The organism is Ideonella alba (assembly GCF_018069845.1).
GTDB classification, from domain to species: domain Bacteria; phylum Pseudomonadota; class Gammaproteobacteria; order Burkholderiales; family Burkholderiaceae_C; genus Ideonella; species Ideonella alba.
In genome coordinates this window covers 631,336-644,414 of the sequence record NZ_JAGQDD010000001.1, presented here as the reverse complement: position 1 = coordinate 644,414, position 13,079 = coordinate 631,336, and the positions used below count along the sequence as shown (strand labels likewise).

The 13,079-nt window shown below is 70.7% G+C and carries 13 protein-coding genes; 1 reads left to right on the top strand and 12 read right to left on the bottom strand.

The window, feature by feature from the left end:
* Positions 1–19 precede the first annotated feature (19 nt).
* The gene (locus tag KAK03_RS02785) at positions 20–1,051 is read right to left on the bottom strand and encodes a TRAP transporter substrate-binding protein (protein ID WP_210851640.1); all 1,032 of its coding nucleotides are present in this window, start codon (positions 1,049–1,051) and stop codon (positions 20–22) included.
* A 135-nt stretch (positions 1,052–1,186) separates the two neighbouring features.
* Between KAK03_RS02785 and KAK03_RS02780 the strand changes: the two genes are divergently transcribed.
* Positions 1,187–2,086 carry a LysR family transcriptional regulator gene (locus KAK03_RS02780; RefSeq protein WP_210851639.1) on the top strand — a complete coding sequence of 300 codons (900 nt, stop codon included), beginning with the start codon at positions 1,187–1,189 and terminating at the stop codon, positions 2,084–2,086.
* A 1-nt stretch (position 2,087) separates the two neighbouring features.
* On the opposite strand, the gene KAK03_RS02775 is transcribed toward KAK03_RS02780, so the two are convergent.
* The 11 genes from KAK03_RS02775 to KAK03_RS02725 form a co-directional block, all read right to left on the bottom strand.
* Entirely contained in the window at positions 2,088–3,002 is a 915-nt protein-coding gene (locus KAK03_RS02775; protein WP_210851638.1) for a sugar phosphate isomerase/epimerase family protein, read from the bottom strand.
* A gap of 12 nt (positions 3,003–3,014) precedes the next feature.
* Positions 3,015–3,896, bottom strand: coding sequence for a 4-hydroxyphenylpyruvate dioxygenase (locus KAK03_RS02770; RefSeq protein WP_210851637.1), 882 nt, complete (start codon positions 3,894–3,896; stop codon positions 3,015–3,017).
* Positions 3,897–3,915: 19 nt separating this feature from the next.
* Positions 3,916–4,815, bottom strand: a complete 900-nt coding sequence (locus tag KAK03_RS02765) for a shikimate dehydrogenase (protein ID WP_210851636.1) — start codon at positions 4,813–4,815, stop codon at positions 3,916–3,918.
* Positions 4,816–4,848: 33 nt separating this feature from the next.
* A complete protein-coding gene (locus KAK03_RS02760; RefSeq protein WP_210851635.1) occupies positions 4,849–5,856 on the bottom strand; it encodes a TRAP transporter substrate-binding protein in 1,008 nt (335 codons plus the stop codon).
* Between the two features lie 38 nt (positions 5,857–5,894).
* On the bottom strand, positions 5,895–7,175 hold the full coding sequence (locus tag KAK03_RS02755; RefSeq protein ID WP_210851634.1) for a TRAP transporter large permease subunit: 1,281 nt from the start codon (positions 7,173–7,175) through the stop codon (positions 5,895–5,897).
* Positions 7,176–7,196: 21 nt separating this feature from the next.
* The gene (locus tag KAK03_RS02750; RefSeq protein WP_210851633.1) at positions 7,197–7,757 is read right to left on the bottom strand and encodes a TRAP transporter small permease; all 561 of its coding nucleotides are present in this window, start codon (positions 7,755–7,757) and stop codon (positions 7,197–7,199) included.
* A gap of 117 nt (positions 7,758–7,874) precedes the next feature.
* A complete protein-coding gene (locus KAK03_RS02745; protein WP_210851632.1) occupies positions 7,875–8,576 on the bottom strand; it encodes a TetR/AcrR family transcriptional regulator in 702 nt (233 codons plus the stop codon).
* A gap of 77 nt (positions 8,577–8,653) precedes the next feature.
* Positions 8,654–9,328: a hypothetical protein gene (locus KAK03_RS02740; RefSeq protein WP_210851631.1), complete on the bottom strand. Its 675-nt coding sequence runs from the start codon at positions 9,326–9,328 to the stop codon at positions 8,654–8,656.
* 141 nt (positions 9,329–9,469) lie between these two features.
* Positions 9,470–10,687, bottom strand: a complete 1,218-nt coding sequence (locus tag KAK03_RS02735; protein WP_210851630.1) for a hypothetical protein — start codon at positions 10,685–10,687, stop codon at positions 9,470–9,472.
* A 13-nt stretch (positions 10,688–10,700) separates the two neighbouring features.
* The gene (xylA, locus tag KAK03_RS02730; protein WP_210851629.1) at positions 10,701–12,014 is read right to left on the bottom strand and encodes a xylose isomerase; all 1,314 of its coding nucleotides are present in this window, start codon (positions 12,012–12,014) and stop codon (positions 10,701–10,703) included.
* Between the two features lie 42 nt (positions 12,015–12,056).
* Positions 12,057–13,067, bottom strand: a complete 1,011-nt coding sequence (locus KAK03_RS02725) for a Gfo/Idh/MocA family protein (RefSeq protein WP_210851628.1) — start codon at positions 13,065–13,067, stop codon at positions 12,057–12,059.
* Between the last annotated feature and the right edge of the window lie 12 nt (positions 13,068–13,079).

The window sequence follows — 13,079 nt, the reverse complement described above, 5'->3', positions numbered from 1 at the left end:
TCAGGGGATCAGTGCCGGCTCACTGGCCAGCCTGGTACTTGGCGATCAGCGCGCGCGCAGCGTCATGGAGCTGCTTGCCGTTCGCGCCCTTGGCGTTGACGTCGGCGATCCAGCCGTCCACCACCGGCTGCCCGGCCTTCTTCCAGGCTGCCAGTTCCGAGGCCGGGATCACGTTGGTGGTGTTCTTGGCGGTGAGCTTCTTGCCCTCGGCATCGGCCGCCAGGAAGACCTTGCCGATCTGGCCCGACAGCGCCAGGCCGCTGTTGGCGTCGATCACCTTCTTCAGCTCGGGCGACAGGCTGGCGTACCGGTCCTTGTTCATCACGAACAGGAAGGTCGCGGTGTAGAGCGCGGGCTCGGCCGGGTCGGTCTCGGAGTGGTACTTGACGATCTCCTGGATCTTCACCGACGGCACCACCTCGTAGGGCACCACCGCGCCGTCGATCACGCCCTTGGACAGCGCCTCGCTGACCTGCGGCACCGGCATCGCCACCGGCGTGGCGCCCAGCGCGGCCAGGAAGCGGTTGGTCTGGCGGGTGGGGGCGCGCACCTTCAGGCCCTTGAGGTCGGCCATGCTGCGGATCGGCTTGTCGCGCATGTGGAACACGCCGTCGCCGTGCACATGGAAGGCGATCGGCTTGACGTCCTTGAACTCGGCCGCCGCGTAGGTGTTCGCGTACTCCCACAGCGCCTTGCTGGTGGCCTCGGGGCTTTGCATCATGAAAGGCAGCTCGAAGACCTCCATCAGCGGGAAGCGGCCGGCGGTGTAGCCCGACAGCGTCCAGACCACGTCGGCCACGCCGTCCTTGACCTGATCGACCAGCTGCGCCGGGGTGCCGCCCAGTTGCATCGACGGGTAGATCTGGCACTTCAGCTTGCCGGCCGAGTCCTTGGCGATCTTGTCGCACCAGGGCTGGATGAACTGCTGCTGGGCGTAGGAACCGGCCGGCAGGAAGTGGTGCACCTTCAGCACCACGGCGTCCTGCGCCAAGGAGGGTGTGGACAGCACGGCGGCAGTGGCCAGCGCGAGCAGGCGGTGGACGGTCTTCAAGGGCTTGTCTCCGGTCTGGGTGAAAACATCTGGTGTTGATCCAGCGCAAATCGCGGCCGCAGTCTAGGAATCCGCCCCCAGGCACCGGAAGATGCCGCCGGGCTTGGCGCGATAACGCTTGGTTATCATCCGGCCATGAAGCTCAGCGCCCTGCAGGCCCTGGTGGCCGCGGTTGACGAGGGCAGCCTGCGCGCCGCCGCGCGCCGGCTGGGGCTGACGCAGCCGGCGCTGACCAAGCAGGTGCGCGAGCTCGAGCGCGAGCTGGGCGCGCCGCTGCTGGAGCGCAGCACCACCGGCGTCACGCCCACCGCGCAGGGGCGCATCCTGCATGCGCGGGCCAAGGCCGCGGTGTGGGAGCTGGACGAGGCGGTGCAGCAGATCGGCCAGATGGGCGGCCGCATGGTCGGCCAGCTGGCCGTGGGCGCGGTGCCGCTGGCGCTGCTGCTGCTGATCCCTGAGGCGGTACGCACCTACAGCCGCGCCTTCCCGGCGATGATGCTGCAGCTGCGCGAGGAGCTCTACATCGGCCAGCTCGAGCTGCTGCGCCAGCGCCAGGTGGACCTGGTGGTGGGCCCGATCCCCGACGACCTGCCACCCGGCGAGTGCCAGGTCGAGCCGCTGATGCCCATCGAGATGGCGGTGGTGGTGGGCCGCGGCAACCCCAAGGCGCGCGCCCGCTCACTGCGCGAGCTGCAGGACTCGCGCTGGGTCTACACCAGCCTGAGCGGCCAGTCGGGCTACGCCAAGCTGCTGTTCGAGCGCCACGGCCTGCAGCCGCCGGCGCCGGCGGCGGTGGTCAACTCCACGCTGGGCCTGCTGTCGCTGATCAGCCATGGCGATTGCGTGGGGCTGATGCCGCTGCCGATCGCCCACCACCCCGCGGCCGCACCGTTCATGCAGGTGCTGAAGCTGCGCGAAGGCCCGCTGCCGCTGACGCTGGGCGCCATCGCGCTGAGCAGCGTGGCCGTCAAGCCGGCGGTGCAGCAGTTCATCAACCACCTGCACCGCGCGGCGGCGCAGGTGGGCGCGGCCTGAGTCAGGTGCGCGCGCCCCAGCGCAGCGCGCCCGGCAGCGGCACCGCACGGCGCAGCACGTCCTCGGCCAGCCAGCGTGCGCTGGCGCGGGCCCGCTCGGCGACAAAGGGCAGCGGCAGCTGCTGGTAGTCGTCGTTGAAGACCTCGAAGCTGTAGTCGCCGCGGTAGCCCATCGCCCCCAGGCGGCGCACCAGTTCGCCCAGCACCTCGGAGTGCACGCCCTCGCCCGGGAAGACGCGGAAGTGGCGCGCGGTCTCCAGCCGTTCCTCGGGCGTGCGGGTTTCCTGCCACAGGAAATCGGACAGCTGCACCAGGAAGATCTTCGCCGGGTCGATCTCCTCCAGGAGGTCCAGCGCGGTGGCCGTGGCCAGGAGGTGGTACGAGTCGATGCCGATGCCCAGGTTGGGCATGTCGGCGCGCGCCACCGCCTCCCAGGCCTGGTGCACCTCGCTCAGGTGACGGCCCCAGGACAGCGCCTCGAAGGCCACGCGCAGGCCATGCGGCAGCGCCAGCATCGCCAGCTGGCGCAGGTCGCGTGCGATGTGGTCGGCGTCGTCCGACGCGTGGCGCGAGGTGGAGCTGCAGGCCAGCAGCACGCGCGCACCCAGCGCGCGCGCCATCAGCACCATCTGCTGGGCGATGTCGACCTTGTAGCCGTGCAGGTGGCCGGACAGCCCCTCGAAGTCGCGCAGCACCTGGAAGCCGGTGACGCGCAGGCCCGAGGCCCGCACCGCGGCCACCGCCGCGTCCACGCCCTGCGGATGGCCGACGATGTCGCGCGCGGACAGCATCACCTGGATGAAGCCGGCCGCCTTCATCGCCGCCAGCTTGGCCTCCAGCGGGCCGGCCAGCGTGATCGTGTCCATGCCGAAGTCGGCGATGCGGGCGTCGGCGGCCTGGCGCAGCAGGGTCTTCATCGCGGGCTTTCGTCAGCGCGGGTCGCGCACGAACTCGAAGCTCGGGCCGGTGTCCGACGGGCGGGTCACCGCGCCGGCACGATCGGTGCGTACACCGCCGCTGGATTCGACGAACTCGACGCCGCGCGCCTTCAGCGCGGCCACGGTGGCCAGCACATCGGGCGTGGCGAAGGCGATGCGCTCGAGCATTTCCTCGGTGTCGACGTCGACCGCATCGATCGCCGGCTCGATCAGCTGCCAGTGCAGCGTGCCGCAGGGACTGGCCAGGATGCGGCCCTGGGTCAGCACGCCGAAGTGGGCCTCGGGCGGTAGCTCGGCAAAGCCCAGCAGCTCGGCGTAGAAGGCCGACCAGTCGGCCAGGCGCTCGAAGCCGATGTACTGGACCACGCCGAACAGCTTCATGTCGCCCAGCGCCGGGGGCCGTGGGTCGACGCCGGGGATGGGCACGAAGTCCACGTCATAGATCGAGAACTCGCCCACCCGGTCGACGAAGTACAGGCGGCTGTCGCCGACACCATGGATCGCCGGGATGTTCAGCTCCATCACCTCCACCTGCGTGGGCACCGCCCAGGCGCCGCGCTCCAGCGCCCGCCGGTAGGCGCTGGCGGCGTCGCGCACACGCAGCGCCACCGCGGCGATGCGGGCGCGATCGGGCAGGGGCGGCGCCTCGGGCGGACGGTGCGCGTTGACGACGATGTTCATGTCGCCCTGGCGGTACAGCAGCACCTCGCGCGAGCGGTGGCGGGCCACCGGGCGAAAGCCCAGGCGCTCCAGGCTGTGGCCCAGCGTCTGCGGGCGCGCGGTGCTGTACTCGATGAACTCGACGCCCAGCAGGCCCATCGGGTTGGGCAGCTCGCCCAGGGCCTCGCGGTCGGGGGTGGCGGTGGTCGGCATGGTCACCTCGGCAGGGGAATCAGCATTCGCCGCGCTGGCGCAGCGCGACCAACTGGCGGAAGTGGTGTTCCACGCGGTCGGCATCGGCGGTCAGTCCGGTGAACAGCTCGAAGGCGCCCAAGGCCTGGCCGACCGCCATGCCGCCGCCGTCGGACACGGCGCAACCGCGGGCGCGGGCCTCGCGCAGCAGCGCGGTGTCCAACGGGAAATACACCACCTCCGAGACCCACTGGCCGGCGTGCAGCAGGCCCGCGTCCAGTGGCAGACCGGGCAGCTTGGCCATGCCGGTGGGCGTGGCGTGGATCAGGCCGGTGGCCCCGGCGAGCGCCTGGGCCGCGTCGGCGGCCGCGCGGGCGCGCGGGCCCAGCTCGGCCGCCAGCGCGGCGGCGCGGGCCGGGTCGGCGTCAACGATGCGCAGCTCGTCCGCCCCCAGCCGCAGCACCGCATGGGCGATGGCCGCGCCGGCGCCGCCGGCGCCCAGCAGCGCCACGGCGCCCAGGTCGGCCTGGGGCAGCGCGCGGCGAAAACCACGGGCCCAGCCCGAGCCGTCGGTGTTGTGACCGATCAGGCGGCCGTCGCGGATCACCACGGTGTTGACCGCGCCCATCTCGCGCGCCTCGTCGGACAGCTCGTCCAGGTGCGGGATCACCGCCTGCTTGCAGGGGTAGGTGATGTTCAGGCCGCCGAAGCCGATGGCCCGCACGGCGCTGAGCAGCCAGGGCAGATCGGCGGCGCTGCCGCCAAAGCGGTCGAGGTCGATCAGCTGGTAGTGCAGGCGCAGCCCGTGGTGCCCCGCCTCCTGCTGGTGCAGGGCCGGGGTCAGCGACTGGCCGATGCCGCTGCCGATCAGGCCCAGCAAGCCTTGCGGCGTGGCCGGGGTGAGCAGCGTCAGCGCCGGGTCCGAGACCGTGGCGTTCATCGTGGTGACTCCTTGCGTCCTGGCGCGGACGGCTTACTTGCGCAGCTTGGCCAGCTCGGCCTGCAGCTCGGCCACGGTGGCGGCGATGGCCGCGCCGTGCTTCTCGACCACCGGCTTGAGCTTGTCGCGCAGCTTGGCCTGCTCGGCGGGCGAGAGTTCACTGACCGTCATGCCGGCGCGCTTGAGTTCGTCCAGATCGTCGGCCGACTTGTCGCGGTTGACCTTGCGCTGGAACGCCGAGGCCTCGACGGCGGCGTCCTTGATCAGCTTGCGGTCGGCGTCAGTCAGGCTGTCCCAGACCTTGCGGCTCATGATCAGCGACTGCGGGTTGTACTGGTGGTTGGTGACCGTCAGGTACTTCTGCACCTCGTAGAACTTGTTGGCCAGGATGACCGACAGCGGGTTCTCCTGGCCGTCGATCGCCTTCTGCTCCAGGCCGGCGTAGACCTCGGGGAAGGCCATCGGCGTGGGGTTGGCGCCCAGCGCCTTGACCCAGTCGATGTTGATCGCGTTGGGAATGACGCGCAGCTTCAGGCCGGCGATGTCATCGACCGTGCTGATCGCCTTGCGGCTGTTGGTGATGTTGCGAAAGCCCAGCTCGACGAAGGCCAGGCCGACGATGCCCTTGTCCAGCAGGCGCGCATGCAGCTTCTGGCCGAAGGGGCCGTCGACCACCGCGTCGGCCTCCTTGGCGTTGGCGAACATGAAGGGGAAGTCGAAGACCTCGAAGTCCTTGATCTGCGAGGCCAGGATGCCTGAGTTCAGCTGCACGAAGTCGATCGTGCCGCCCTGCAGCGCCGACACGTTGGGCGCGTCGCCGCCCAGCGTGCCGCCGGGGAAGACACTGACCTTGAAGCGGCCCCCGCTCCTGGCAGCCACCAGCTCGGCGAACTTGCTGGCACCGATCTCCAGCGGGTGGCCCTTGGGGTTCTGCAGCGCCAGCTTGAATGTGCGCTCCTGCGCCTGGGCGGGCAGCAGCGCGGTGCACAGGCTGGCGGCGGCCAGGGCAAGGCCGAGCGCGCGGCGGGTCAGTCGGGTCATGGCAGGTCTCCGGGTGTCGTTGGGGGGGAACGGGGGCGTCAGTGGCTGAACCAGCGGGCCGGCACGGTGACCAGCTCGGGCACCAGCACCATCAGGAACATCACCGCGAGCTGCGCCAGCATGAAGGGCAGCACGCCGCGGGTGACGTCATCCATCTTCATCTTGCCCACGCCGGCCACCACGTTGAGCACGGTGCCCACGGGCGGCGTGATCAGGCCGATCGCGTTGTTGATGATGAACAGCACGCCGAAGTAGACCGGGTCGATGCCCGCGGCCTTGATCACCGGCATCAGCACCGGGGTCATGATCAGGATCGTGGGCGTCATGTCCATCGCCGTGCCCACCGCCATCACCAGCACCATGATGGCGATCAGCAGCAGGGTCTGGTTGCCCATGAAGGGCTCGAGCAGCGCGATCATCTTGCTGGGGATGTCGGCCACGGTGATCAGCCAGGCGCTGACCATGGCGGCGGCCACCAGCAGCATGATCACCGAGGTGGTCTTGGCCGCGGCCACGAAGACCTCGTGCAGCTGCTTCCACTTCAGTTCGCGGTAGACCAGGGTGGACACCAGCAGCGCGTAGACCGCCGCCACCACCGCCGCCTCGGTGGGCGTGAACACGCCCATCTTCAGGCCGACCACCACGATCACCGGCAGCACCAGCGCCCAGGTCGATTCCTTCAGCGCGTGCAGGCGCTGGGCCAGCGTGGCCTTGGGCGGCGGCGAGATGTTCTCGCGCTTGGCCACCCACCACCACGCCGCAGCGATCGCCAGGCCCATCAGCAGGCCCGGCACGATGCCGGCGAGGAACAGCTTGGAGATCGACACGCCACCGGCCACGCCGAAGACGACGAAGCCGATCGACGGCGGGATCACCGGCGCGATGATGCCGGCCGAGGCGATCAGGCCGCCGGCACGTGCCTTGTCGTGGCCGGCCGCCACCATCATCGGCAGCAGCAGCGAGGCCAGCGCGGCGGTGTCGGCCACCGCCGAGCCCGACAGCGCCGCCAGCAGGCAGGCGGCGACGATGGCCACGAAGCCCAGGCCGCCGCGCAGGTGGCCCACCAGCGTCAGCGCCAGGTGCACGATGCGGCGCGACAGGCCGCCGACGTTCATGATCTCGCCGGCCAGCATGAAGAAGGGCACGGCCAGCAGCGGGAAGCTGTCGGCACCGTTGACGGTGTTCTGCGCCAGGATCTGCGCGTCGAACATGTCCAGATGCAGCATCAGCGCCACGCCCGACAGCAGCAGCGCGTAGGCGATGGGCACGCCCAGGGCCATCACGGCCAGCAGTGATCCCAGGAAGATGAAGACGGTCATGACAAACGCTCCCGGGGTGGATCAATGCTTCTTGAAGGTGTGTGAGCGGTCGAGATGCAGGTCCTCGATCTGCGCCAGGTCCTCGCTCTCCTGGACCATCACCAGGTCCTGCTCGCTCAGCTGGCCGCTGAGCGTGCGCCACAGCTCCAGCAGCAGCATGACCCCGGTGGAGACGGCAAAGACGACCCCCGCGGCGTAGAAGAGGCCCACCGACGCGCCAGTCACCGGGGCTTCGACCTCCAGGTTGATCTGCACCTGTTCCCACGAGCCCTTCAGCAGCAGCCAGGTGGCGAAGAGCATCAGGCCCTGACCCAGCGCCAGGCAGACGCGCTTGCCCAGCGGGCCCAGGCGGCTGACCAGCATGTCCGAGCCCAGGTGGGCGCGCTCACGCAGGCCGACGATGGCGCCCAGGAAGGTCAGCCAGACGAACAGCCAGCGCGAGAGTTCCTCGGACTCGGTGATGCCGCTGTTGAAGCCGTAGCGCGCCACCACGTTGCCGAACACCAGCAGCACCATCAGCGCCAGCAGTGCCACCAGCAGCCACTCCAGCAGGCGGCAGTAGCGACCGAGCAAGTTGTCCATGTCTGTGTCTCCTTCGAGGGGCCACGCCGGCTGTGCAGGCCGCGCGGACCGAATAATGTACGAACTGGTTAGTTTTTTTATCGGGTCAAACCCTGATCCATCGGGTTCGACCGCGCCTCAGCGGCGCACGTGCCGCACGATCATCTCGACGATGCTCTCGCGCCGCGCCGCAACAGCGGCCGGCGAGTCCAGCTCGCGGCCGAAAATCAGCGAGAAGGTGTGGCGGTTCGAGACGTTGAAGAAGCACAGCGCCGAGATCGACATGTGCAGGTCCACCGGATCGACATCGGGCCGGAAGGCACCGCTGGCCACCCCGCGGCGGTAGACCTCCTCGACCGCCGCGATCGCCGGCACGTTGAGCCGGCGGATCGTGGTGGAGCGCGCCAGGTACTCGCCGCGGTGCATGTTCTCGTTCATCACCAGGCGGATGAAATCGGGGTTGGCCAGCTGGTAGTCGTAGGTGAACGCGACCAGCGTGCGCAGCGCCCGCTCGGGCTCGAGGTTCTCCAGGTGCAGCTCCGACTCGATGCGGCGGATGCGCGCATAGGCCGCTTCGAGCACGTGGACGTACAGCCCTTCCTTGCTCTCGAAGTAGTAGTAGATCATCCGCTTGCTGGTGCGCGTCAGCGCGGCGATCTCGTCGATGCGGGCACCGGCCAGGCCCTTGGCGGCGAACTCGGCGGTCGCCACCTCCAGGATGTCGGCCATCGTGCGCTCGGGGTCGTTGGTGCGCCCGCTGTCGGCAGCGTCGGCCGGCACGGCGGCGGGGCGGCCGCGCTTGCGGGCCGGCTTCGGGGCGGGATGTACTGTCTGGTTCATCAAGGCGCGAGCATACGCCGGGAAACGCGTGGCCGGCTGGGCGGCAGCCCGGCCGGCCCCTGCGCGCGCAGGTCCGCTCAGAGCAGGCCGGTCTCGTCGACGTGGCTGCCGTTGAAGCGGTCGTCGCGGCTGCTCCACTCCAGCTTCAACAGGCCGTAGGCCAGCGTGGCCTGCGGCGGCAGCACGATCTTCTGCACCTGGCCGCCGCCCACACCGCCGCCGATGGACACCGACAGGATGCCACCCACGTCGACGCTGGCGTTCACGCTGGCGCTGGCGGTCAGGCCCTCGGCCAGGCTGGCTTCCAGCGCGATGATGATGCTGTGCACGATGCGGCCATCCGAGCCATAGCCGTGGATCGCGTCACGCGCCTTGGGCGCGCCATTGACAGCGTCGACCATCGGCGTCTCCAGGACGTAGAGCTGGACGAGCTTCAGGTGGCCGACCTTGAAAGCGTCGTACATCGCGCTGGTCGAGCCGGAGAAGCCCGCCACCACCAGGTTGGCCGCCACGCTGCCGGTGAAGTCGGCCTTGGTGGTGCTGGCAGTGTCGAGCAGATAGGGGCCGGCGCTGCGGATCTTGTCCTCGAAGCGGTCCTGCGCCAGCTGCCCCTTGGGCTCGAGCTTGCCGACGCTCCCGATGAGCCCGGCCTTCTCGCCATGCGTGCCCAGCTTCACCAGCTGTGCGTTGTCCATGAAGTAGCCGCTGCCGTTGAACTTCAGGGCGTGCTTCTCGATGCTGATACCGGTCATGGTGATCTCCCGTGGTCAGGAAAAGGGGTGGATGAATCGGGCGGCTGCTCGCCACCCACCCTGGAAGACGGACTGCAGCGCCGCCATCCGGACCGCCAACATCGGGAGATCGTCCCCCCATGGTGAGGGAGTGCCTGCGCGTCAGCGCGCCGCCAGCAGCCCCCACAGCCGCGCCAGGTCGGCCACCGGGCCGGCGGGGCCGGCGGCCAGCGCGCGCCACTCGCTGCGTGCGGCCTCGGCGTGGCCGGCCTGCCAGCGCGCCACCGCCAGGCGCAGCCGCGCCTCGTCGGGCTGGCGCAGGCCGCCGCGGGCCAGGCCCTCGGCCATGCGCTGCAGGCCGGGCTCGGTCTGGCCCATCGAGACCATCGCCTGGCCGAGGCTGAACAGCGCCTGGCCGTCGGGGGCGCGGCGCGCGTCGGCCTCGCTGCCGGCCAGTCCGGCCTGGTCTTGCGCCAGCGCCCGCTGCAGCGCCGGGCGGCGCGCGACCTCGGCCGAACTGGCGCTCAGCAGTCCGCGGCTCTGCGCCTCGTCCAGCACCGCCAGCGCCTCGCCCGGCAGGCCGGCCTGCACCGCCAGCCGCAGCAGCTCGGCAGCGTCGTCCGCATCCAGCAGCGCGCCGGCCTGGCGCGCCAGGCGCCAGGTGTCGAGCAGCAGCCGTGGCGGAAAGCCCGGCGCGGCGCGCAGCCGCGCCAGCCGGTCGGCCCAGTAGGCGGGCTGCGGGTGGTGTCGCAGCAGGTGCTCCAGCGTGGTCGCATAGCCAGCGGCGTCGACCTGGCGCAGCTGGGTGGCGGCCAGCAGCTTCAGCGGCGCCTCGGCCGTGGGCCGGCTGGCGGCCTCGTCGTCGGCCACCAGGCCCTGCAGCGCCTGGACCACGCCGGCATCGTTCTTCAGCGTGGCCTGGGCCTGGGCCAGGGCCAGCCACAGGCGCGGCTCGCGCGCGCCTTCGACCTGCTGGGCACGGACCACGCGCACCACGGCGGCGGGGTCGTTGGCGCGCTGCGCGGTCTGCAGCAGCACCTGCCACAGCGCCGGGCGCTCGGCCGCCGGCAAGCGGTCGCTGGCCAGCACGGCCTCGAAGTCCGCCACCGCCTGGCTGTGTTCGCCCGCCAGCGCCGCGGCCGGCGCGCGCAGGCGCAGGATCAGGTAGCGCTCCTGCGCGTTGGGCTGGGGCACCGCCTCGGCCTCGCGCACGCGGGCCAGCGCCTGGGCGCCCTGGCCGGCGCGGATGGCCTCCTGCGCCGCCTGCAGTGGCTTGGCCACCTCGGGGCGCAGCGGTTCGGGCGCGGGCTGCGCCGACAGCGCCGACGCGCCCAGCAGCCAGGCCAGCGCGAACAGGCGCGCAAACACACGCAGACGCATCAGCACCTCCGATTCAGACGAAACGGTTGACCAGGTTCTCGAGCCGCTCCTGGCGGCCCGAGCGCGGCTGCGGCGACAGGTCCTGCGCCTGTACGCGCTGGGCCAGCGTCTCCAGACTGGCGCCGCCCAGGATGGCCTGGCCCAGTTCGCCCTGCCAGCCGGCATAGCGCTGCTCCACCGCGCGTTCCAGCTCGCCCGAGGCCTGCAGCTCGGCCGCGCACAGGAAGGCGCGCGCCAGCGTGTCGATGCCGCCGATGTGGCCGATCAGCAGGTCCTCGGGGTCGATGCTCTGGCGGCGCACCTTGGCGTCGAAGTTCATGCCGCCCTGCCCCAGGCCGCCATGGCGGATGATCTCCAGCATCGCCGGCACCAGCTGCACATGGTTGTTGGGGAACTGGTCGGTATCCCAGCCCAGCTGCTCGTCGCCGCGGTTGGCGTCGATCGAGCCCAGCAGGCCCAGCGCAGCGGCGGTGGCCACCTCGTGCTCGAAGCTGTGGCCGGCCAGCGTGGCGTGGTTGACCTCCAGGTTGAGCTTGACCTCGCCCTGCAGGCCGTAGCGGCGCAGGAAGCCATCCACCGTGGCGCTGTCGTAGTCGTACTGGTGCTTGGTGGGCTCCTGCGGCTTGGGCTCGATCAGGATGGTGCCGGTGAAGCCGATCTTGTGCTTGTGCTCGACCACCGCCGCCAGGAAACGGCCGTACTGGTCCAGTTCGCGCTTCAGGTCGGTGTTGAGCAGGCTCTCGTAGCCTTCGCGGCCGCCCCACAGCACATAGTTGGCGCCGCCCAGGCGGTGCGTCCACTCGATCGCATGCTTGACCTGCGCGGCGGCGTAGGCGAAGACCTCGGGATCGGGGTTGGTGGCGGCACCGCTCATGTAGCGCGGGTGGCTGAACAGGTTGGCCGTGCCCCACAGCAGGCGCACGCCGCTGTCCTGCATCTGGCGCGCGGCGCGCTCCAGCACCGCATCGAGCAGGGCGTTCGATTCGCTCAGCGTGGCGCCTTCCGGGGCCACATCGCGGTCATGGAAGCACCAGAAGGGCAGGCCCAGACGGCGGAAGAAGTCGAAGGCGTTGTCCAGCTTCAGCTGCGCTGCGGCCAGCGGCGCGCCGCTGAACCAGGGGCGATCAAACAGCGGGCCACCCAGCGCGAACGGGTCCTGCCCGCCCCAGCAGAAGCTGTGCCAGTAGCAGACCGCCGGGCGCAGGTGCTCGGCCAGGGTCTTGCCCAGCACCACGCGCTGGGCGTCGTACCAGCGGAAGGCGAAGGGGTTGGTGGAGGACGGACCTTCGTAGCGGACCGTCGGCAGTTCCGAAAAGACAGTGGACATGGCATCTCGCCCTGGGGGCGCCTCGCAGAGGGGTGCGGCAGCTCAGCGCGACTGGCGCGCATCGCGTTCGCTGGCCAGCTGGGCCTGGATGGCCTGCATGATGGACAACACCTCGGCGCTGGCCTCGACCGGGTGCAGCGGATGCCCGGTGGCACCCGCCAGGATGGCGGCATTGACGGCGCGGAACATGGGCACATAGCCGGCGCCCTCGCGCGGGAAGTCCAGCTGCTCCACCTGGGGCGGCGCAGGCGGCTGGCCAGTGATCAGCTTGAAGCCCGCCGGTGAGAACAGCGGCTCCAGGAAGTCGATCGCGCCCCGACGGCCGCTGAGCCAGCCGCGCGGCGGGATCAGCGACGTGATGGAGGTGCTCAGCTGGGCCAGCGCGCCACCGGCGTAGCGCAGCGTGATGGCCTCCTCCAGGTCCACGCCGTCAGGGCGCATCGTGCCGGTGACCGAAATCTCGGCCAGCTCGCCCAGAAACATCTGCGCCAGCGTGATCGTGTAGACACCCATGTCATACAGCGCGCCGCCCCCCAGCGCCGGGTCCCAGAAGCGCGCCGGGCCATCGGGCGGCACCGGGTAGCCCAGGCCGGCCTGCAGCAGCCGCGGCTCGCCGATGGCGCCGGCGGCGACCAGCTCGACCGCCTTGCGCATGGCCGGGCTGAACTTCATCCACATTGCCTCCATCAGAAAGGCGCCGTGCGCCCGCGCCAGCCGGCCGAGCTCGCGGGTCTCGTCGGCGGTCATCGTCAGCGGCTTCTCGCACAGCACATGCTTGCCGGCACGCAGCGCCTGGCTGGCCAGTGCGAAGTGGGTGGCGTGCGGGGTGCCGATGTAGAGCGCGTCGACCTGGTCGCTGGCGCACAGCTGCGCGAAGTCGTCGAAGGCCAGCGGCAGGCCATGCGCCTGCGCGAAGGCCTCGGCGCGCTCGCGCGAGCGCGAGCAGATCGCCACCACCTGCGCCCCGTCGCACAGGCGCAGGTCGCCCACGGTGCGGCGGGCGATGCCGCCGCTGCCGACCACGGCCCAGCGCACGGGCGTGTGTTGTGTCATGGCCTGTTCCTC

Bases quoted from the DNA above. Each gene is read 5' to 3' on its own strand.
- KAK03_RS02725 (WP_210851628.1), bottom strand. From the start codon at position 13,067: ATGACACAACACACGCCCGTGCGCTGGGCCGTGGTCGGCAGCGGCGGC.
- KAK03_RS02745 (WP_210851632.1), bottom strand. From the start codon at position 8,576: ATGAACCAGACAGTACATCCCGCCCCGAAGCCGGCCCGCAAGCGCGGC.
- KAK03_RS02740 (WP_210851631.1), bottom strand. From the start codon at position 9,328: ATGACCGGTATCAGCATCGAGAAGCACGCCCTGAAGTTCAACGGCAGC.
- xylA (WP_210851629.1), bottom strand. From the start codon at position 12,014: ATGTCCACTGTCTTTTCGGAACTGCCGACGGTCCGCTACGAAGGTCCG.
- KAK03_RS02755 (WP_210851634.1), bottom strand. From the start codon at position 7,175: ATGACCGTCTTCATCTTCCTGGGATCACTGCTGGCCGTGATGGCCCTG.
- KAK03_RS02735 (WP_210851630.1), bottom strand. From the start codon at position 10,687: ATGCGTCTGCGTGTGTTTGCGCGCCTGTTCGCGCTGGCCTGGCTGCTG.
- KAK03_RS02780 (WP_210851639.1), top strand. From the start codon at position 1,187: ATGAAGCTCAGCGCCCTGCAGGCCCTGGTGGCCGCGGTTGACGAGGGC.
- KAK03_RS02750 (WP_210851633.1), bottom strand. From the start codon at position 7,757: ATGGACAACTTGCTCGGTCGCTACTGCCGCCTGCTGGAGTGGCTGCTG.
- KAK03_RS02765 (WP_210851636.1), bottom strand. From the start codon at position 4,815: ATGAACGCCACGGTCTCGGACCCGGCGCTGACGCTGCTCACCCCGGCC.
- KAK03_RS02775 (WP_210851638.1), bottom strand. From the start codon at position 3,002: ATGAAGACCCTGCTGCGCCAGGCCGCCGACGCCCGCATCGCCGACTTC.
- KAK03_RS02760 (WP_210851635.1), bottom strand. From the start codon at position 5,856: ATGACCCGACTGACCCGCCGCGCGCTCGGCCTTGCCCTGGCCGCCGCC.
- KAK03_RS02770 (WP_210851637.1), bottom strand. From the start codon at position 3,896: ATGCCGACCACCGCCACCCCCGACCGCGAGGCCCTGGGCGAGCTGCCC.